Source organism: Lysinibacillus sp. FSL P4-0201 (assembly GCF_038593425.1).
In the GTDB taxonomy this organism is placed as follows: Bacteria; Bacillota; Bacilli; order Bacillales_A; family Planococcaceae; genus Lysinibacillus; species Lysinibacillus capsici.
The window spans coordinates 1,178,437-1,199,538 of the sequence record NZ_CP151995.1; the positions used below are offsets into that span (position 1 = coordinate 1,178,437).

A 21,102-nucleotide genomic window follows, 5' to 3' on the forward strand; every position below is an offset into this window, starting at 1 on the left:
TGGGTGGGGTATTTAAGTTGTTGAAAAAAGAAATGTCACTAGCAGAAAAGCCCTTTTTGCAAGGTGAGGGGGTGATTTCCGTTCCACTGGGCGTCCGATGATCCAGCTTTACTCACTTACGCAACTTTCACAAAAATTCTATTGATGGTTTTACTTTTCAACACTATGTAAATCCCGACTATTATTTGCCTGACTTACTAACTTTCCTAGATGAGCCAACTTTCTTTTACCTTATAGGATGTTGTATGATAAGCTCCATGTTATAATAAGTCTATTGTTTAAACTTGTATTTGAAAAACTAATGTTAGCGAAGCAGTTATTTCCATTTACATACATTACTTTTCGTCAAGAAGGAATCAATATAAAAAAATCCATATACCAAAAATGCTTTTTCAATAAAATAATGAAATAAATCTTAAATAAATTGGCAATAACTGAATTTAAATGTATGATTATTTCATGAAATATTATTTAGCATAGAACAAGCATTTTTGGTACACTTACTATTAGTACATACAGACGAAGTAAGTGTTTTTATAATAGAGAGGGGTTCATTGAATGAACGAAAAGAAAGTCTATTCCTATGAATGGGCTGGCCGTCCACTTGTAATTGAAGTAGGACAGTTAGCAAAACAAGCAAACGGAGCCGCATTAGTACGCTATGGCGATACTTCTGTACTTGCTACAGCAACAATGTCAAAATCACCTAAACCACTTGATTTCTTCCCATTAACAGTAAACTATGAAGAGCGTCTATATGCTGCAGGTAAAATTCCTGGCGGCTTTATTAAGCGTGAAGGACGTCCATCTGAAAAGGCGATTTTAGCAAGCCGTTTAATCGACCGTCCGATTCGTCCGATGTTCCCGGATGGTTTCCGTAATGAAGTACAAGTTATTTCTATGGTTATGTCAAATGATCCTGACTGTACATCTGAAATGGCCGCAATGGTTGGTTCATCATTAGCATTAGCGATCTCTGATATTCCATTTGATGGGCCTATAGCAGGTGTACAAGTTGGTTATATTGATGGAGAATTCATTGTAAACCCGACAGTAGAGCAATCGAATCGCTCAACAATTCATTTGTCTGTAGCAGGGAACAAAGATGCTATCAATATGGTTGAAGCGGGAGCACTTGAAGTACCAGAGGAAATCATGTTAGAAGCGATTATGTTCGGTCATGAAGAAATCAAAAAAATCATTGCTTTCCAAGAGCAAATTGTGGCAGAGGTTGGTAAAGAAAAGTTACCAGTGACACTATTTGAAATTGACGAAGCAATTCAAGCCGATATAAAAGCAGCTTGTGAGACTGATATGCATGACGCAATTCAAACGGCAGAGAAACATGCTCGTGATGAGGCAATTCAAGCTGTTAAAGAGCGAGTTATCGCTTCCTATGAAGAGCAAGAAGCAGATGACGAAACAATGAAACAAGTGTACACAATTCTTGACAAGATGGTAAAAGAAGAAGTACGCCGTCAAATCACGGAAGATAAGATTCGTCCAGATGGTCGTAAGCTCGACGAAATCCGACCACTTTCTTCTGAAACAGGCTTATTACAACGTACACATGGTTCAGGTCTGTTTACACGTGGACAAACACAAGCACTTTCTATTTGTACATTAGGTGCGCTTGGTGATGTACAAATTATTGACGGTTTGGGTGTGGAAGAGTCAAAACGCTTTATGCACCATTATAACTTCCCTCAATTTTCTGTAGGGGAAACGGGTCCAATCCGTGGACCAGGTCGTCGTGAAATTGGTCATGGTGCGTTAGGTGAGCGTGCACTTGAAGCAGTCATTCCTGATGAGTCGGTCTTCCCTTATACAATTCGTTGTGTATCAGAAGTACTTGAATCAAACGGATCAACTTCTCAAGCTTCTATTTGTGCGTCTACATTAGCCATGATGGATGCAGGTGTCCCATTAAAAGCACCAGTTGCAGGTATTGCAATGGGCCTTATTAAAAAAGGTGAACATTATTCTATTTTAACGGATATTCAAGGAATGGAAGACCATTTAGGCGATATGGACTTTAAAGTGGCTGGTACAGCTAAAGGTGTAACAGCTCTACAAATGGACATTAAAATTGATGGTTTATCTCGCAATATTTTAGAAGAAGCACTGACACAAGCAAAAGTCGGACGTATGCATATTCTAGAATCAATGCTTGCTACACTGCCAGAGCCACGTAAACAATTATCTGCGTTTGCACCAAAAATTGTTATTGTAAAAATTAATCCTGATAAAATTCGCGATGTAATTGGACCAGGTGGTAAACAAATTAATAAAATTATTGAAGAAACGGGCGTTAAGATTGATACAGAGCAAGATGGTACAATCTATATTTCTTCTGCTGATGAAGCAATGAATGCACGTGCAAAACAAATTATTGAAGATATCGTACGTGAAGCAAAAGTAGGGGAATACTACTTATCAACAGTGAAACGTATTGAAAAATTCGGCGCCTTTTGCGAAATCTTCCCAGGGAAAGATGGCTTGCTTCACATTTCTGAAATTCAAGAGGAACGAACAAAGCAAGTGGAGGACGTCTTAAAACTTGGCGATCAATTACTTGTGAAAGTGATTGAAATCGACAAGCAAGGTCGTGTGAATTTATCTCGCAAAGTAGTAATTCAAGAGGAAAAAGAGCGCGCTGAACAAGAAAAATAATATTGACTAAAAGGCTGCGTAAATTGCGCAGCCTTTTTCGATAGTAGCAAGAAGAAAAGTAGAGGATTTTTATAATTGGGGGAGATAGTTTGGTTCAAGTACATACATGTCAGAATGGTGTTCGAATTGTATCAGAGCAAATTGATCATGTAAGATCAGTGGCATTAGGTATCTTTGTGAATGCTGGCTCTCGCTATGAGCTACCTGAAGAGAATGGTATCACACATTTTATTGAGCATATGTTGTTTAAAGGCACAACAACTCGTTCAGCTCGTCAAATTGCTGAAGAATTTGATCGAATCGGAGGAGAGCTAAATGCCTTCACATCGAAAGAAAATACATGTTACTATGCTAAAGTTTTAGATCATCATGCGGAGCTTGCGGTCACAATACTAGCAGATATGTTTTTCAATTCTACCTTTGCGGAAGAAGAATTAGAAAAAGAGCGACAAGTAGTATTAGAAGAAATTTTAATGAGCGAAGATGCTCCTGATGATGACGTTCATGAGAAGCTGTGGGGTGTCATGTATCCGAATGATGCACTCGGTCGTCCAATACTAGGTACGGCTGCTACATTAAAGACATTTACAGCAGATGCTATACGAAAATATATGGATAAACATTATGGGCCAGAGTCCGTTGTTATTTCTATTGCAGGTAATATTTCATCTCAGCTTATGCAAACGATTGAAGATTTATTTGGTCACTATCAACCTTCACCGCATGCTATTGCGCCTGTCCTGACAAATCCTTCATTTTATCCAGGGGAAATTACAAAAATACGCGATACAGAGCAGGCACATGTCGCGATTTCCTATCCAGCAATTGGTGTAAAAGATCCAGATATGTATAGCTTTATTGCGCTTAACAATATAATTGGAGGCAATATGAGTTCTCGATTGTTTCAGGAAGTACGAGAAGAACGTGGGCTAGCCTATTCTATTTTCTCCTATCAATCGTGTTATGCAGATGTAGGTGCTTTTACGATTTATGGTAGTACTAGTCGACAGCAATTAGCACAGCTTCAGCACACGATTGATGCCACTTTATTAGATATTGTAGCGGGTGGTGTGACAGAGGAGGAGCTTGATAATGCGAAAGAGCAGCTTAAAGGAAGCTTTGTCCTTGGATTAGAAGGGACGGGAGCTCGTATGAATCGAAATGGAACAAGTGAACTTGTCCATCGCAAGCATCGTACAGTAGACGAGGTTCTTAGATCGATAGATGCCGTATCGATGGAGTCAGTGGATCGGTTGATTGCAAAAATTTTAAAAGCAGAGCCAGCTATCTCAATCATAGGTCCTAGCGAATAAAGATATTTTAATAAGATAGCATTTGTTCAAGCTATTATTAGATAGGAGATTGGCATTTATTTTCAATGTGGATAAGTGACAACAGCCCTCCATAAAATGAGTAGTGAAAACCTTTACCCAAAAGGTAACACTTTATGAACTGGCGAGGAAGGTACTTGATTCACGGGGATAGCCAGACATGTCACCCTCTAAATGGAGAGGTAGCGAAGGAAGCCGCTCTGCACATGCTCATAGGAAAGCAAGTAGCCTGCAATGAAATCCATTTCCTTTTAATTGACTGTTTTGCTATTCAACACGATTAAAAATAGGCTGCCAAATAAGGCAGCCTATTTTTTGATGAATGTTTAGCTTTAGCAAATTTCCTTTGCCAAATATAAATAAAGACATTTGTGAAACACAAGAAAAGTGATGAGGATACTAACCAGTGTTGGTATGAATAAGATAATTAAATTTGCAGCTACTAGTGATAAATAATAATGAATAACAAAATTTAGCAGAATGATAAGCACAATAGCTGTAAGCATTCTAACCGTTCGCATTCTCTCTGTTTCATCAAGATGCTGAATATAAAATTGACTACAGATGAGGAAAGAGGCGCTACTTATATAAGCAAAGTACATAGCAAGATGCTCGATAAAATTTTCAGATGCATCAGGTTGTGAGAAATACATAGGCGCAAGGATAATAAAGAGCAATGCAATAAGGCCATAGCAAAATAAAAAATCGGATTGCAATTGTGTTTTCTTTGATAGAGGTAGCGTATTGACATACATTGTCCACTTTACTTGACGGTCGCCTCTATATAAATTATCTACGATGTTGGCAGAAATAACGACAACAAATAATCCGATAGAAGGACTATCTACAAAAGGTAAATGTACAAAATGAAGAAGTAAACATATCGTCATTGTAAAAAGAAAGTCCATTTTTGTACGACAATTCTTTGTAACAACAGTGCTCGCATGAGATCCCTCCTAAAACTCTTTTCTTTTATAAATAGCAGTAGAAACTAGAGAGGAGAGGCAGAGCAGTATTAGCCCGCCCAAAGGTGCTAAATAGACATATTGCTTTAAATATAGAAACGTTTGAGTCATATCAGGGATATATTCTTTAAACATCCCCGTTAAGAAGCCAGGAATAAAACAAAACGCAATGAGGACTATTCTTCCTTTAATAGAGCCAAATTTAATATAGATAGGTAGTAATACGGCTAATAAACAGAGCGCCGATGTTATGATCAAATTAAACGTTAGGAAAAATTCTGAAGTGATGTCGTTATTGGTAAAAAAATTGATAAAAAATAGGATAGGTAATGCCATAACAAGTCCGAAAATCATTAACATCACACTGAGTATATATTTACTAAAAACGATATCCGCTTTAGAAATTGGTAAAGTATTAGCGTATTTATCCCACTTACTTTGTTCATCGTAGCTAAGCGCAGTTATCGCTTGTATCGTAACAATAAAAACAATAACAGCTAGAAGCATTGCGCTTTGCTGCATAAAAATCGCCATCACAAGAAGAAATATAAGAACAAATGCTTGTGCTTTCATTTGTCGTTGAATGGTCATTAAATCTTTTAGGATAAGTCCTACCATATTTAAACACTACCTTTCACGAAAAATAGCATGATATCTTCTATAGAAGGCCTTTCAAGTCTGAAAGCCTCATTTACTTCATTTTTCAGAACTAATGCTTCTATTCCAAACGCACCAGAACGGGTTCTTAGAATAGCATGCTCTGGCAAGTCGTTTACTTCCTCACTGTTACCTTTGAAAATACCATATTCATATAATAGAGCATCTTTACTCTCGCTCAATAAAATCTCACCATTATGAATTAACGTAATATAGTCAGCAATTTTTTCTAAATCGCTTGTAATATGCGATGAAAATAAAATGCTGTGCGTTTCATCCTGCATAAATGCTAAAAATAAATCCAGAATTTCATCCCGAATAATAGGGTCTAATCCACTTGTTGGCTCATCTAAAATCAATAATTTTGGATGATGTGCCAATGCTAAGGCAATTGATAGCTTCATCCTCATTCCTCGTGATAGTTCCTTTATCTTCTTCCTCTTTGGCACCTTAAATTGAGCTAATCTTTCAAAATAATAGTCTGAATCCCATGTTTGAAATACTTTTCTCATGATTTTGTCGAGTTGCGTCGCATTTAGCGTTTCTGGTACATGTAAATCGTCAAATACAACGCCGATGTCGTTTTTTATCGATAGTTCGTGTTCGACATGATCTTTGCCAAATAGCAAAATTTCGCCATATTCTTTTTTTATTAAATTCAGCATGCATTTTATCGTTGTTGATTTGCCAGCCCCGTTTTCTCCAACAAAACCCATTACCGTGCCTTGAGGGACGGAAAAACTTATATCTTTAAGAAAAAAGCCTTCAAAGCCCTTATGTAGATCATGAATTTCAATGGCATTCATATTACTTATCCTCCTCTAACATTAAAGATAGTAGTTCTTGTAATTCTTCACCAGAAAGTCCAGCGGTTTTCGCTATTTTTGCTGCCTTTTGCAAATGCCCCTCTACCTGCCGTAATAGCTCCTCACGTAGAAAGTCTTGATTTCGTTCTGTGACAAAGCTCCCTTTACCAGCGACAGTTTCAATGAAACCATCTCGCTCTAAATCAGCATAGGCACGTTTAGTGGTCATCACACTTATTTTTAAATCCTTTGCTAAAGCGCGGATAGACGGTAGTGCATCACCAGCCTGTAATTTATTAGCTAAAATAGCCTCTTTGAGCTGTATGGTGATTTGCTCATAAATAGGTTTTTCACTCGCATTACTTAAATGGATATGCACAAATCATCACCTCTTATAACTGTGTATATACACTATATACAGAAAGCGATAAAAATGCAACATATTCGTACTTTAGGTAGGGGTCACGATTTGCAAAAAGTCCGCATATATTGAGGTAACGGCTCAAGGAGGGAGATGAGGCATGCTACTATCTGAGATGGTGGATAAGGAGTTAATTCAAATTGAGGGTGGCGTACATTTTGGCATCCTGGCACATACAGAATGCCTATTAGATGTGCAAACAGGGAAAATACATGGTTTTGAAATTGTGAAAGATAAACTACCATTCCAAAAAAAGAAAATGAAAGTTAGTGAAATGATACCTTGGCACGAAATTATTTTAATTGGTGAAGATCGTATTTTATTTAATAAGACATCTACAGTACAGTCAGAATATTTACAGTGAGGTGAGCTTTTGGAAAACGAAAAATGGCTTGTTATCGGTGAGGACTCCCGATTAAAGGAACTAGCTACAATGCTAAGAAGTCCATCGAGAACAGTATTTTATAAAAGAACAACTGTATGGAACGAAGAGTTAAATAAACTTGTTTTAGAATTCCAGCCTAATAAAATCGTATTACCTATTCTTCCATTAAAAATAGAAGTTGAGCAGCTCTATGGTATATCACAAGTGAAATTTTATACAGGTCGATTAACAATGCATTGGAAGCAATTACTAGAGAAAAATGAATCTATTTGCTATTTACAACAAGAATCATTTATTTGGCAAAATGCTCGATTAACAGCGGAGGGATTTATCGCCACGTTTTACGGACTCGAGCAAAAATGTATTTACGGACAAAATTTCACAATCGCAGGTTTTGGTCGCATCGCAAAAATGCTCGCCTCTTTACTAGTTAAGATGGGTGCAAATGTTCATATTGTTGCACGTTCAGTTGTACAAGTGAGTGAAGCAAAAGCTTATGGTTATAAAGCCACGAATTTAGATGATCGCCAATGGTCTATTACAGATGGCATTTTTATTAATACAATTCCTGCTAAATGGATTACAGAGTCTTTTATAGAGCATGTTCCAACTGTTTTATATGACTTGGCTTCAGAGCCAGGATGTTTAGATATAGATTCTGATCAATTACAAACGTATGTACTATTGCCATCATTGCCTGGGAAATACTTTGCACATGATGCTGCTACAATATTGTGCAAGGCAATAGAGGAGGAAGAAAATTGTTAACGGGGAAACGAATTGGCTTAGGTATTACTGCTTCTCATTGTACCTATGAAGATGTAGTACCTAAAATCCAAAATTTTATTGATGTCGGAGCAACAGTTATTCCAATCATTACCCATTCCGTTTTACATGCAGCTACACGCTTTGGTACAGGTGAAGAGTGGATTGCCAAAATAGAAGCTTTGACAGGAGAAAAAGTTATTTCTTCTATAAAAGAGGCGGAGCCATTTGGCCCATCCAATCCATTAGATGCAATGGTCATAGCCCCCATGACAGGCAATAGCATAAGTAAATTTGCTAATGCGGCAACAGATAGTCCTGTGTTAATGGCAGCAAAGGCTACTTTGCGTAATGGTTCGCCTGTAGTTTTAGGTATTTCCACAAACGATGCACTAGGCTTAAATGGCATAAATATTATGAAGCTGTTAAATGCCAAAAATATATATTTTATTCCCTTTGGTCAGGATGCCCCTCACTCCAAACCAAATTCTTTAATTGCTGATTTTGAGCAAATGGTGGATACTGTTCATGCAGCAATTACGCAGAAAAAGCAATTACAACCGCTGTTGATACAATATTTCAAATAAATAAGAGATTACACACAATTTTCAGTATTTTTGTGATACAATAGCACACATTATGGAACATGTATTCAAGGAGAGATGACAGATGACAAAGCAGTTAACAGTTGCGGTTGTTGGGGCAACAGGTGCAGTAGGATCGAAAATGATGGAGCAGTTGATTAAACGTAAATTTCCGATTGGACATATTAAATTTCTAGCTTCTGCTCGTTCAGCAGGAAAATCAATCGAATTTAATGGGGAAACATATACAATTGAAGAAGCGACACCTGAGGCTTTTGAAGGCGTCAATGTCGCTTTATTCTCAGCTGGTGGTTCAGTATCAGCTGTGCTTGCACCAGAAGCAGCTAAGCGTGGTGCAGTAGTTATTGATAATACGAGCCATTTTCGTATGGATCCAGAGGTACCGCTTGTCGTGCCTGAAGTGAATCGAGGCGACTTAGCGAAGCATAAGGGAATTATTGCGAATCCAAACTGCTCGACAATTCAAATGGTAGCTGCGCTTGAACCAATTCGTCATGCATTTGGTTTAACAAAAGTAATTGTTTCAACTTATCAGGCAGTATCAGGTGCAGGGATTTCTGCGATCCAAGAATTAAAGGCACAAAGCGAAAACTGGGATGCAGGTAAAGATGTAGAAGCAAATATTTTACCGTCTGGTAGTGATAAACGTCATTACCCAATTGCTCGTAATGTCATTCCACAAATCGATAAATTCACAGATAATGGATTTACATACGAAGAAATGAAAATGATTAATGAGACGAAAAAAATCATGCATGCACCAGAGCTAAAAGTAGCTGCTACTTGTGTTCGTGTGCCAGTCGTTTCAGGTCACTCTGAATCTGTTTATATTGAGGTAGAGAAAGACGCGTCAATCCAAGAGATTTTCGAAGTATTACGCAACGCACCAGGTGTGGTATTACAAGATGATATTGCAACACAAACTTACCCAATGCCTATTTATGCAGAAGGGGAAGACGCTACTTTTGTAGGACGTATCCGTCAAGATTTAGACAACAGCAAAGGGTTCCATCTATGGATCGTTTCTGACAATTTATTAAAAGGCGCCGCATTAAACTCTATCCAAATTGCAGAAGCAATGCTTGAGGATAACTTACTATAAGAGGGGTGTAAGGATGAATTTAGGTCGAATTGGAACGGCAATGATTACGCCGTTCAAAAATGATGGCACGATTAATTATCCAGAACTAGAACGTATTATTAATCATTTAATAGACAATGGTACTGATTGTATTGTTGCTTGTGGTACGACTTCTGAAAACCCAACTATGTCTACAGAAGAGAAAATTGAAGTTGTACGCTTTACCGTAGAGAAAGTAGCAGGTCGCGTACCAGTTATTGCAGGTACTGGGGATAATGAAACAGCTTACTCTATCGCGATGACACATAAGGCAGAAGAAAATGGAGCAGACGGCATTATGCTTGTAGCTCCTTACTATAATAAGCCAAATCAACGTGGGATTTATGCTCACTTTGAAACCATTGCTAAACAAACTAGTCTCCCTGTTATGCTTTATAATGTTCCAGGGCGTACTGGGGTCAATGTTGCCTATGAAACTTCTGTTGCATTAAGCAAGATTCCTAATATTGCTTGGATTAAGGAAGCGAGCGGTAACTTAGATCAGATGGGTGATGTTATTGAGAATGTTGATCCAGCTGATGATTTCTTAGTGTATAGTGGGGACGATGGTTTAACACTCCCACTAATGGCCATTGGTGGAGCAGGTGTTATTTCTGTAGCTGCCCATGTGGTAGGCAATGATATGCAATTAATGATTAAAGCGTTTGAAGAAGGAAATCATAAGCTAGCAGCCCAAATTCACCGAGCCTTATTACCTTTAGTACGTGCGCTGTTCGCTCAGCCCAACCCTTCACCGATTAAATATGCGATGACAAAATTAGGATTTGATACACTCAATGTTCGTTTGCCGATGATGGAAATGACAGATGAAGAGAAAGCTAATTTTGACCGAATTTGGGATACGTATCAAGAAAAAGCGAAAAGTTTTAGATAAATAGGAGCGAGGCTGATAGCATTTCAGCCTCGTTTTTTATATTTTATAAATAAAAAGTATGTACAAAATTTGTAACTCCTCGTCCTTACAAATACTTATTTAGCTCTATTTATACAGGATAGCCAATATTTGTTTTCCATCTGCTAGTAATAAGCAAATAGCAGGAAAATCTATTTCCTACGTGAAACATGTATTTTTAATTTGTGCAAAAGCTTTGCAAACCGTATAATAAATGTTAAGTGGTTGCTGTTCGGGATATTTTTTAGGAGGAAATAAATTGACAAAAAAGAAAAATGAATTAATCCGCATCATCCCTCTTGGTGGTGTAGGCGAAATTGGGAAAGCCATGTACGTAGTAGAAATTGATGAAGAGCTATTTGTGGTGGATAGCGGCTTAATGTTCCCAGAAGATGAAATGCTAGGTATAGATATCGTGATTCCTGACATTACTTACTTAGAAGAAAATAAAGAACGTGTGAAAGGTATTTTCTTAACACATGGTCATGAAGATGCAATTGGCTCTATTGCCTATGTATTACAAAAAATAAAGGCACCTGTGTACGGATCGAAATTAACTATTGCATTAGCAAAGGAACATTTAAAAGAATTACCTGCACCACATCAAGTGAAATTTTTTGAAGTAACAAACCGTAGTCGTATGAATTTTAACTCAACGTATGTAACATTCTTCCACACAACACATAGTATTCCCGATTCGTTAGGGGTAGTGTTCCATACATCTGAAGGCGCGATTGTTCATACAGGAGAGTTTAAATTCGATCAGTCAGCGACAGGTAAATTTAAACCTGATTTAGCAAAAATGGCACAGCTAGGAGAAGACGGCGTTTTCATTTTACTATCTGAGTCTTGCGAAGCTGAGCGACCAGGATATACGACATCAGAGATTGTCATTGAAGAACAATTATCAAAAACATTCCACTCAGCACCAGGTCGTATTTTAGTAGCTGTTTACGCATCGAATTTTATTCGAATTCAACAAGTATTTGCTCAAGCACAGAAATCATTCCGTAAGGTTGTAATTGTGGGCAAACCATTGGAAAAGGCAGTTGATTTAGGCGTACAGCTTGGTTATTTAACAGTCGAAGAAGATACAATTATTCCGATCTCGGAAATGCAAAAATATCAAGATGATGAAATTATCATTATTGCAACAGGCAACAGAGGAGAACCTCTCGATGCTTTAGAAAAAATTGTCCGTAAGCACCATCGTGACATTAAAATTAAACAAGGTGACACGGTACTAATTACTTTTACACCTTCTCCTGGCATGGAAGTTCAAATGGCGAATACAATGAACTCTATGTCAAAAGCAGGCGCTGAAATTTTGACTTCTAGCAAAAATGTCCATGTTTCAGGACATGGTAGCCAAGAAGATTTAAAGCTGATGCTAAACTTGATGCAACCAAAGTACTTTATTCCCGTACAAGGAGAATACCGTATGCTAATTGCGCATTCTAAATTAGCACAACAGCTAGGTATGCAAAAATCCCAAATTTTTATCGCTGATAAAGGGGATATCGTAGAATATAAAAATAATAAAATGCGCATGAGTGGTCGTGTACAAGCTGGTAATGTCTTAATTGACGGTATTGGTGTAGGCGATGTAGGTAATATTGTCCTTCGTGACCGTAAATTATTATCGCAGGATGGTATTTTCATTGTGGTGGTAACATTAAATCGAGCACAAAAGAAAATTGCCTCTGGGCCAGAGATTTTATCACGAGGCTTTGTCTATGTACGAGAATCAGAGGAATTAATGATTGAGGCTTCTGACATTGCGAGGAATGTGATAGAAAAGTACGTTGGGAAAGAAACCTTTGAATGGACGAACATAAAACAAGAAATTAGAGATACGCTAAATACGTATTTATTCCAAAAAACAAAACGTCGCCCAATGATTATTCCTATTATTATGGAATATTAATTGAACAAGCTCATCGTATATGCTTTGAGGAAAAAATAAATGATAAAGGATTTTCTCCCAATTGCGGTGGAAAATCCTTTTTTTGAAATATTCAAGTTCTACATGTGATGATTCGCTACATATATAGAATGGATTGCAGAAGAAGGTGAATTTGATGGCAGTTAGTAAGAGAAAAAAAGTTACTAAAAGTAAAGCGACAACAGAAAAAAAAGAAATGCATCCGCTTATGTACGAAATATTAGGGTTGCTCTTAATTGCATTAGCAGTCATTATGATTTTTGAATACGGCATGATCGGGCGGATTCTACAAACAATCGCCATGTTCCTTTTTGGTAATTTACATTTTGCTGTTCCATTTATGCTTATATTTGTTGCATTGTTAATGATGATTGGTCGTAAAAAAGTTGGGATAAAGGATCGATTAATACTTGGCATGTTCCTCATTGTTATGAGCTTAACGATTTTTAGTCATGGCATATTATTTGAACAACTATCCAAATCAGGTGGTCTACTATCTGATTCTGTGCTACGTGAATCATGGCGAATTTTGATTAATACAGATGGTATCATTCATCGTAGTAATGCTTTAGGGGGTGGCATGATTGGTGCCCTACTATTTAGTGGGCTTCATGTGCTGTTTGAAGCCTCGGGGGCAAAAGTTGTTGCTTGGGTTATTTTCTTTATTGGTTTAATTCTTGTCACTGGTAAAGCATTAGTGCCTTATTTAGCAGAAAAAACGCCAGATATATTTGGTAAATGGAAAAAAAAGCATCGTGATAAGAAAAAAAATACACCGAAAAAACCAAATAATCGTCGTTCAAGAATAGAGAGTGGGGATGAAGTAGCAGCTGTTAATCAATCTATAGATATGCCTGAACAAGAAGAAGAAATACCACATGAACCAATTATTTCTGCTTTTACACAGAATGTTTCACAGGAAAGAGAAGTGATTGATACAACTCACATGGTGGAAAATGAACTTGAAGAAGCATCGGATGATGTCCAGATTCAGGGCACAGATGCAGTAGAAAATGCAGATTATCAGCTCCCATCATATAATTTATTACAATTACCTCCACAACATGATCAAAGTGGTGAATATTCAGTGATTCAGGCAAATGCCAAAAAGCTTGAGCAGACATTACAAAGCTTTGGCGTAAAGGCAAAGGTGACACAGGTGCATTTAGGTCCTGCTGTTACGAAGTACGAGATTTTACCAGATATCGGTGTGAAAGTAAGCAAAATTGTCAATTTGCAAGATGATCTTGCATTAGCATTGGCAGCTAAAGATATTCGTATGGAAGCGCCAATTCCTGGGAAATCTGCGATTGGTATAGAAGTACCTAATAGTGAGGTAGCCATTGTAACACTTCGTGAGGTATTAGAATCGAAAGATGGTGCTAAGCCTGAAGCATTATTACAAGTAGCATTTGGTCGAGATATTACAGGACAAGCTGTATTAGCAGAGCTCAATAAAATGCCACATTTACTTGTAGCTGGTTCTACAGGTAGTGGGAAAAGTGTTTGCATAAATGGCATTGTTGTATCCATACTAATGCGTACAAAACCGCATGAAGTGAAGCTCATGATGATAGACCCAAAAATGGTTGAATTAAACGTTTATAATGGGATTCCACATTTATTAGCGCCTGTCGTAACGGATGCACGTAAAGCTTCGCAAGCACTGAAAAAAGTGGTATCTGAAATGGAACGTCGCTATGATTTGTTTTCTCATACAGGTACAAGAAATATTGAGGGCTATAATGCACATGTCCAAAAGGTTAATGATCAAACAGAGGAAAAGCATCCAAAGCTACCTTATATTGTGGTTATTGTAGATGAGTTAGCGGATTTGATGATGGTCGCATCAAGTGATGTAGAGGATTCGATTACACGTTTAGCGCAAATGGCAAGGGCAGCTGGCATTCATTTGATTATTGCCACACAACGACCAAGTGTAGATGTTTTAACAGGTGTCATTAAAGCAAATATTCCATCCAGAATTGCTTTTGCAGTTTCCTCCGCGATTGACTCAAGAACAATTTTAGACATGGGTGGAGCTGAACGATTATTAGGACGAGGCGATATGTTATTTTTACCTGCTGGAGCTTCTAAACCAAAAAGGGTGCAGGGTGCCTTTTTATCAGATCAAGAAGTGGAGGCAGTCGTTCATTTTGTTATAGAACAGCAAAAAGCTCAGTATCAGGAGGAGATGATTCCTACTGAAGAAGAGACCATTTTAGAGGAAACGGATGATTTGTATGATGAAGCAGTCCAATTAGTTGTCAATATGCAAACAGCATCTGTCTCTATGCTTCAACGTCGCTTCCGTATCGGTTATTCAAGAGCTGCACGTATTGTTGATCAGATGGAGCAACGCGGTATTGTTGGGCCTCCAGAGGGTAGTAAACCTCGTCAAGTACTTGTTCACCAATACGATAACTAAGCAAAAAATGAAGACGAAAATGGTGAGAGCATTTGTATTTTTGTCCAAAAATTTGCAGATAAAATAAAGAAAGAATGAATTCTATAACAGATTTTACTCAAAACTGTTTATTTCATTCTGCAAAAATGTTATATTTATGAACGATTAGTAGGAATGTTGTACATCAGATGTCTGATCTCTGATTTTGGTGGTGATATATGTGACTATTAAAGCAGATCATCGTCATCTCTATCTTCAAGTAATCGATCGTTTAAAATCTGACATCGAGGCTGGCATTTTTAAAGAAAATGAAAAGCTGCCTTCAGAATTTGAATTATCGAAATCACTAGGAGTCAGTCGAGCAACACTTAGAGAAGCACTTCGACTGTTGGAAGAGGAAAATGTGATTGTGCGCCGACATGGGGTTGGGACTTTTGTCAACCCGAAGCCGTTGTTTACATCAGGCATCGAGCATTTATCTAGTATTTCTTCTATGATCGAGGCAGCAGGTATGGAGCCAGGTTCGCGATTTTTAAAAGCGACTGAGCATGTGCCTTCTGAGGAAGATTTAAAACGCTTCCAAAGTGATGGCGACGATAAAATACTCACGATTGAACGTGTCAGAACAGCGGATGGTGAGCCAGTAGTATACTGCATAGACAGGCTACCTGCAAGCTTCCTGCCTACTGACTTTGTCGAAAAAAAAGAAGTTTCACTGTTCTCTGCACTTGAGCAATCTGGCAAAATTCATGTAGCTTATGCTGTAACCTATATTGATCCAGTTGGGTATCATGAACAAGCCTCACCGATTTTAAATTGTGGACGTGAGACAGCTCTTTTAGTGTTAAAGCAATTGCATTATGATGATCATGATCAAGTAGTGCTCTATTCAAAAAATTATTTCCGAGCTGATAAATTCAGCTTCCATGTAGTTCGTAAACGGGTGTAGAACATTTCTAAATTTTTTCCTGCTAATTACAATACCTTTGGGGGGTTAATTAAATGAAAAAACGTAAATTTGGTTTAGTATTAACATCAGTATTAGCGGCAAGTGCTATTTTAGGTGCTTGTGGTACGAAAGACGACGAAAAGCCAGCGAAAGAAAATGACAATGCTTCAGGTGGCGAAAGCACAGAAGAAGCTTTCTCAGTAGCGATGGTTACTGACGTAGGTGGCGTTGATGACAAATCATTCAACCAATCTGCATGGGAAGGTGTACAAGCTTACGGTAAAGAGCATGATTTATCAAAAGGTGATGGTGGTTTTGACTACCTACAATCAGCTTCAGATGCTGACTATGAAACAAACTTAAACAACTTAGTTCGTCGTGACTTTAACTTAGTATTTGGTATCGGATTCATGATGGCTGATGCAATTGATGCAGTTGCTTCTGAAAATCCAGATAACCACTTTGCATTAATCGATGCTGAAGTAGAAGCAGACAACGTAGTAAACGTACTGTTCAAAGAGCAAGAAGGTGCTTTCTTAGCAGGTGTTGCTGCAGCGAAAACATCTAAAACAGGTAAAATCGGCTTCGTAGGCGGCGTTGATATTCCAGTTATTAACCGTTTCCACGCTGGTTTCGTTGAAGGGGCTAAAGCAGTAAACCCAGATATCGATATTCAAGTAAAATATACTGGTGCGTTTGATAAAGCAGATCTTGGTAAAATTACAGCGAACAGCATGTATTCTTCAGGTGTAGATGTAATCTTCCACGCTGCTGGTGCAACTGGTAACGGTGTGTTCTCTGAAGCAAAAGAGCGTAAAGCGAAAGATCCAAATGCTGATGTATGGGTTATCGGTGTAGATGCTGACCAATACGAAGAAGGTAAAGTAGACGATAAAACAAACGTTACATTAACTTCTATGTTAAAAGGTGTTAATACAGCAGTAGTAGATATTTCAAATAGAGCGAAAAATGGTGATTTCCCAGGTGGAGAAACACTTGTTTACGGTTTAGCTGAAGACGGGGTTAAACTTGCGGATTCTCGCGGTGCGATTCCAGAAGATGTACAAAAAGTAATCGACGAATATAAAGAAAAAATTGCTAAGGGTGAAATCAAAGTTCCAGAAAAAGTGGAAAAATAATTCATCTTTTGATCATCATAAGGGACTCTTAGAAGGACCTTATGATGATTTTTCAATCTATCGTTATATTTAGATTATTCGCAATACTCTATTTAACTAGATTTATAGAAACCTTATAGAGGTAGTAATTATGATTTGAATAATGATGGTAACAAGTTAATAGAAGAAAGGTTTCTAACGATGACCTTTCCTGTATTAATTTAGCAAAACATCTACCTCTATAGGTGGGATATTAAATCGGTAATAAAATATAGCCTCTAGTAGAAAATTTATTACTGGACGTATGGCTTATCTGTACCATCCATCATGTAGCAGCAGATACTATACGCTAAGATGAAAATACTTAATAATAGTGCCTATTAAGGGAGTGACAAATTTGGATTATGTGATTGAAATGCTAGGAATCCGTAAAGAATTCGGTAATTTCGTGGCGAATAATAATATCACCCTCCAACTGAAACAAGGCGAGATTCATGCATTGCTAGGTGAAAATGGTGCAGGTAAATCGACTTTGATGAACGTCCTTTTTGGTTTGTATCAACCAGAGGGTGGCGAAATTCGTGTACGTGGGAAGGCTGTAAAAATTACAAACCCGAATATTGCCAATGATTTAGGGATTGGCATGGTGCATCAACATTTTATGTTGGTAGAAAACTTTACGGTAACAGAAAATATCATTTTAGGCACTGAGCCTACTAAAATGGGAATTGTGAATATAAAAGATGCGGCTAAGAAAGTACAAGCACTTTCTGAAAAGTATGGATTAGATGTTGATCCGAACGCCAAAATCGAGGATATCACGGTTGGTATGCAACAGCGTGTAGAAATATTAAAAACATTGTATCGTGGTGCCGAAATTTTAATTTTTGATGAACCAACTGCATCATTAACACCGCAAGAAATTACCGAATTAATTCAAATAATGCGCCGTCTTATCGCAGAGGGTAAATCCATTATTTTAATTACGCATAAGCTAAAAGAAATTATGGAAGTTTCAGACCGTGTGACGATTATCCGTAAGGGAGAAGGGATTGGCACAGTTGTAACCGCTGCCACAAATCCTGATCAGCTTGCTGAAATGATGGTTGGCCGTCAGGTTGAATTCAAAACGGAAAAAACGGATGCGACACCGACTGACGAAGTGCTTGCGATTGAGAACTTGGTTGTTACAGACTATCGAAATATTGATAAAGTTAAAGGTCTTAATTTAAATGTTCGTAAAGGTGAAATCGTAGGTATTGCTGGTATTGATGGTAATGGTCAATCCGAGTTAATTGAAGCCATTACAGGTCTACGCAAAATTAAAAGTGGTAAAGTCAAGCTGAATGGTAAAGATATTACTAACATGAAGCCTCGTAAAATTACAGAGGAAGGCGTAGGACATATTCCACAAGACCGTCATAAGCATGGATTAGTTTTAGATTTCCCAATTGGTCATAATATTGCATTGCAAACATATTACCAATCTCCAATAGCGAAGGGCTTTGTGATGGACTATAAAAAGGTGTCAGAGAAAGCTCGCCAAATCATTAAAGAGTATGATGTGCGTACTGGTAATGGAGAGATGACACCAGCTCGTGCATTATCTGGTGGTAACCAACAAAAAGCAATTATTGGTCGTGAAATTGACCGTAACCCTGATCTACTAATTGCTGCTCTACCAACACGTGGACTTGACGTAGGAGCTATTGAATTCATTCATTCTCGTCTAATTGAGCAACGTGATAAAGGGAAAGCCGTTTTGTTAATCTCATTTGAATTAGATGAGGTGATGAATGTTTCGGATCGAATTGCTGTTATCTATGATGGACAAATTGTTGATGAGTTAAATCCGAAAGAAACGACTGAACAAGAGCTAGGCTTACTAATGGCAGGACAAAGTAAAAAAAATATAAAGCGTGATGCGAAGGAGGGGAACGACTAATGTCAAATCGTGTCATTAATATCCTCGTTCCTATCATCTCTATCATTATCGGTTTAATTGTAGGGGCTATCGTTATGGTAGTCAGTGGCTATGACCCAGTGCAAGGTTATATCGCTCTTTGGACAGGTATTTTTGGAGATTCATATTCAATCGGGAACACAATTCGTCAAATTACACCATATATTTTAGCAGGTCTTGCGGTAGCATTTGCATTCCGTACAGGGCTCTTCAATATCGGTGTTGAAGGTCAGCTAATTTTAGGTTGGTTAGCCGCTGCGTGGGTAGGTTATGCGTTTGAACTTCCTAAAATCATTCACTTACCATTAGCATTGCTTGCAGCAGCTGCTGCAGGTGCATTTTGGGCCTTTATTGCAGGTTTCTTAAAAGCGAAATTTAAAGTTCACGAAGTTATTGCGACAATTATGCTGAACTACACTGCACTTTATATTGCAAATGCAGTGATTAAAAAATTGTCCGATGGCAGCTTTAAAACAGAACGTATCCATGAGTCAGCTTCTTTACGTTCTCCGTTTTTAAGAGAGCTTACAGACAACTCAAGTCTTCACTATGGGATCATTGTTGCACTTTTAATGGTAGTTGTGATGTGGTTCATTTTAGAAAAAACAACACGTGGCTACGAGCTAAAAGCAGTAGGTTTTAACAAAAATGCCGCTGATTATGCAGGTATGAGTGTCAATAAAAATATTATTTTAGCTATGACAATTTCTGGTATGTTTGCAGGTCTGGGTGGTGCGATGGAAGCTTTAGGGACATTCCAAAACGCATCCATTAAACCTGGCTTTACGGGAATTGGGTTTGACGGTATCGCCGTTGCGCTACTTGGTGCCAATACACCACTTGGAGTAGTGTTTGGGGCATCCCTTTTTGGTTCTTTAAAATATGGTGCATTAAATATGCCAAATGCTGCGGGAATTCCAGAAGAAATCGTATCCATTATTATTGCATTGATTATCTTCTTCGTTGCATCAGGCTATATTATTCGAGTAGGCTTACAAAAGCTGAGCAAGAAAAAGGAGGGACAATAACATGAGCTTTTTAGAAATGTTATATTTCATCATCCCTTCAGCGATTCTTTATGCAACACCTTTGATTTTTACGGCCATCGGTGGGGTATTCTCTGAACGCTCTGGTGTTGTCAACATCGGGCTAGAAGGCTTAATGATTGTCGGTGCGTTTGTTGGTATTTTTGTCAATTTAGAATTCGCTTCATCATTAGGGGCAGCAACAGTTTGGGTAGCAATGCTAGCAGCTGTTGTGATTGGTGCTGTGTTCTCACTTTTCCATGCTGTGGCTTCTATTTCTTTCCGTGCCGATCAAACGGTATCAGGGGTAGCTATTAACTTACTAGGTTTAGCTGCAACCGTATTCTTAGTAAAAATGATTTATGATAAAGGTCAAACAGATATGATTGACCAACCGATTCGTCGTTTTGGTGTCCCTTACTTAGAGGATATTCCGTTCTTCGGTCGTTTACTGTTCCATGATGTTTACAGCACATCTATTTTAGCGTTCGCTGTAGCATTCGGGGCATGGTTTATCATTTATAAAACGCCATTCGGCTTGCGTTTGCGTGCAGTGGGTGAACATCCAATGGCAGCAGATACCATGGGTATAAATGTAAATAAAATGCGCTATATTGCCGTGATGATTTCTGGGGCATTAGGTGGTCTTGGTGGTGCAGTGTATGCACAAACAATTACACACGACTTCTCACACGCAACAATTGCTGGTCAAGGTTTCATGGCTATTGCCGCAATGATTTTCGGGAAGTGGCATCCAATTGGAGCACTAGGTGCAGCCTTATTCTTCGGTTTAGCACAAACATTAAGTATTGCAGGGAATCAAATTCCGCTAATCGAGAATGTTCCAGCAGTATATCTACAAATTTTACCGTATGTGTTAACAATTCTTGCTTTAGCAGGCTTTATTGGTAAAGCAAACGCTCCAAAAGCGAGTGGACAACCTTATATTAAAGGTAAACGCTAAGAAAAGCATTTTAAGGACTGGGCACTATGCTCGGTCCTTTTTCTATTATAATTGGCGTAATTTTTAATTTTTCCCATACATACTTTGGAT

At 38.0% G+C, this 21,102-nt stretch carries 18 protein-coding genes; 14 read left to right on the forward strand and 4 right to left on the reverse strand.

From position 1 onward, the window contains the following. Positions 1-558 precede the first annotated feature (558 nt). Positions 559-2,673, forward strand: coding sequence for a polyribonucleotide nucleotidyltransferase (gene pnp / locus MKY76_RS05605; RefSeq protein WP_048391556.1), 2,115 nt, complete (start codon positions 559-561; stop codon positions 2,671-2,673). 89 nt (positions 2,674-2,762) lie between these two features. Then, positions 2,763-3,986, forward strand: coding sequence for a pitrilysin family protein (locus MKY76_RS05610; RefSeq protein WP_342557494.1), 1,224 nt, complete (start codon positions 2,763-2,765; stop codon positions 3,984-3,986). Positions 3,987-4,336: 350 nt separating this feature from the next. Here MKY76_RS05610 and MKY76_RS05615 read toward each other — a convergent pair whose 3' ends face one another. From MKY76_RS05615 to MKY76_RS05630, 4 genes are all read right to left on the reverse strand, one after another. Then, positions 4,337-4,894, reverse strand: coding sequence for an ABC-2 transporter permease (locus MKY76_RS05615; protein ID WP_342557495.1), 558 nt, complete (start codon positions 4,892-4,894; stop codon positions 4,337-4,339). Between the two features lie 66 nt (positions 4,895-4,960). Continuing rightward, entirely contained in the window at positions 4,961-5,587 is a 627-nt protein-coding gene (locus MKY76_RS05620; protein ID WP_048391550.1) for an ABC-2 transporter permease, read from the reverse strand. Positions 5,588-5,589: 2 nt separating this feature from the next. Continuing rightward, positions 5,590-6,432: an ABC transporter ATP-binding protein gene (locus tag MKY76_RS05625; protein WP_342557496.1), complete on the reverse strand. Its 843-nt coding sequence runs from the start codon at positions 6,430-6,432 to the stop codon at positions 5,590-5,592. Position 6,433: 1 nt separating this feature from the next. Further along, positions 6,434-6,811, reverse strand: coding sequence for a GntR family transcriptional regulator (locus tag MKY76_RS05630; protein WP_048391548.1), 378 nt, complete (start codon positions 6,809-6,811; stop codon positions 6,434-6,436). A 142-nt stretch (positions 6,812-6,953) separates the two neighbouring features. On the opposite strand from MKY76_RS05630, the gene MKY76_RS05635 reads away from it, so the two are divergent. The 12 genes from MKY76_RS05635 to MKY76_RS05690 all read left to right on the forward strand — a co-directional run bounded on the left by MKY76_RS05635 (position 6,954) and on the right by MKY76_RS05690 (position 21,012). Next, entirely contained in the window at positions 6,954-7,217 is a 264-nt protein-coding gene (locus MKY76_RS05635) for a hypothetical protein (RefSeq protein WP_004224966.1), read from the forward strand. Between the two features lie 9 nt (positions 7,218-7,226). Beyond that, positions 7,227-8,006: an NAD(P)-dependent oxidoreductase gene (locus tag MKY76_RS05640; protein ID WP_004224963.1), complete on the forward strand. Its 780-nt coding sequence runs from the start codon at positions 7,227-7,229 to the stop codon at positions 8,004-8,006. Then, the gene (locus MKY76_RS05645; protein ID WP_004224962.1) at positions 8,000-8,590 is read left to right on the forward strand and encodes a dipicolinate synthase subunit B; all 591 of its coding nucleotides are present in this window, start codon (positions 8,000-8,002) and stop codon (positions 8,588-8,590) included. Before MKY76_RS05640 ends, MKY76_RS05645 begins: the two co-directional genes overlap by 7 nt. A gap of 82 nt (positions 8,591-8,672) precedes the next feature. Continuing rightward, positions 8,673-9,710: an aspartate-semialdehyde dehydrogenase gene (locus tag MKY76_RS05650; protein ID WP_048391546.1), complete on the forward strand. Its 1,038-nt coding sequence runs from the start codon at positions 8,673-8,675 to the stop codon at positions 9,708-9,710. A gap of 13 nt (positions 9,711-9,723) precedes the next feature. Beyond that, entirely contained in the window at positions 9,724-10,623 is a 900-nt protein-coding gene (gene dapA, locus MKY76_RS05655; protein ID WP_048391545.1) for a 4-hydroxy-tetrahydrodipicolinate synthase, read from the forward strand. 277 nt (positions 10,624-10,900) lie between these two features. Beyond that, the gene (locus tag MKY76_RS05660) at positions 10,901-12,568 is read left to right on the forward strand and encodes a ribonuclease J (RefSeq protein ID WP_048391543.1); all 1,668 of its coding nucleotides are present in this window, start codon (positions 10,901-10,903) and stop codon (positions 12,566-12,568) included. A gap of 154 nt (positions 12,569-12,722) precedes the next feature. Then, entirely contained in the window at positions 12,723-15,014 is a 2,292-nt protein-coding gene (locus MKY76_RS05665; protein WP_342557497.1) for a DNA translocase FtsK, read from the forward strand. A gap of 199 nt (positions 15,015-15,213) precedes the next feature. Beyond that, a complete protein-coding gene (locus MKY76_RS05670) occupies positions 15,214-15,942 on the forward strand; it encodes a GntR family transcriptional regulator (RefSeq protein ID WP_036080379.1) in 729 nt (242 codons plus the stop codon). A 53-nt stretch (positions 15,943-15,995) separates the two neighbouring features. Further along, positions 15,996-17,081 carry a BMP family protein gene (locus MKY76_RS05675; RefSeq protein WP_048391537.1) on the forward strand — a complete coding sequence of 362 codons (1,086 nt, stop codon included), beginning with the start codon at positions 15,996-15,998 and terminating at the stop codon, positions 17,079-17,081. Positions 17,082-17,457: 376 nt separating this feature from the next. After that, on the forward strand, positions 17,458-19,005 hold the full coding sequence (locus tag MKY76_RS05680; protein ID WP_054550535.1) for an ABC transporter ATP-binding protein: 1,548 nt from the start codon (positions 17,458-17,460) through the stop codon (positions 19,003-19,005). Further along, a complete protein-coding gene (locus MKY76_RS05685) occupies positions 19,005-20,051 on the forward strand; it encodes an ABC transporter permease (RefSeq protein WP_004224945.1) in 1,047 nt (348 codons plus the stop codon). The genes MKY76_RS05680 and MKY76_RS05685 overlap by 1 nt, the downstream gene beginning before the upstream one ends. A gap of 1 nt (position 20,052) precedes the next feature. Continuing rightward, positions 20,053-21,012 (forward strand): ABC transporter permease, encoded by a 960-nt coding sequence (locus tag MKY76_RS05690; RefSeq protein WP_048391533.1) that lies wholly within the window; start codon positions 20,053-20,055, stop codon positions 21,010-21,012. The last annotated feature ends 90 nt before the right edge of the window (positions 21,013-21,102 follow it).

What these genes read in the sequence shown, in the direction of transcription:
- MKY76_RS05625 (WP_342557496.1), bottom strand. Translation starts at nt 6,432, where the DNA reads ATGAATGCCATTGAAATTCATGATCTACATAAGGGCTTTGAAGGCTTT.
- MKY76_RS05675 (WP_048391537.1), top strand. Translation starts at nt 15,996, where the DNA reads ATGAAAAAACGTAAATTTGGTTTAGTATTAACATCAGTATTAGCGGCA.
- dapA (WP_048391545.1), top strand. Translation starts at nt 9,724, where the DNA reads ATGAATTTAGGTCGAATTGGAACGGCAATGATTACGCCGTTCAAAAAT.
- MKY76_RS05615 (WP_342557495.1), bottom strand. Translation starts at nt 4,894, where the DNA reads ATGACGATATGTTTACTTCTTCATTTTGTACATTTACCTTTTGTAGAT.
- pnp (WP_048391556.1), top strand. Translation starts at nt 559, where the DNA reads ATGAACGAAAAGAAAGTCTATTCCTATGAATGGGCTGGCCGTCCACTT.
- MKY76_RS05635 (WP_004224966.1), top strand. Translation starts at nt 6,954, where the DNA reads ATGCTACTATCTGAGATGGTGGATAAGGAGTTAATTCAAATTGAGGGT.
- MKY76_RS05690 (WP_048391533.1), top strand. Translation starts at nt 20,053, where the DNA reads ATGAGCTTTTTAGAAATGTTATATTTCATCATCCCTTCAGCGATTCTT.
- MKY76_RS05650 (WP_048391546.1), top strand. Translation starts at nt 8,673, where the DNA reads ATGACAAAGCAGTTAACAGTTGCGGTTGTTGGGGCAACAGGTGCAGTA.
- MKY76_RS05665 (WP_342557497.1), top strand. Translation starts at nt 12,723, where the DNA reads ATGGCAGTTAGTAAGAGAAAAAAAGTTACTAAAAGTAAAGCGACAACA.
- MKY76_RS05685 (WP_004224945.1), top strand. Translation starts at nt 19,005, where the DNA reads ATGTCAAATCGTGTCATTAATATCCTCGTTCCTATCATCTCTATCATT.
- MKY76_RS05620 (WP_048391550.1), bottom strand. Translation starts at nt 5,587, where the DNA reads ATGGTAGGACTTATCCTAAAAGATTTAATGACCATTCAACGACAAATG.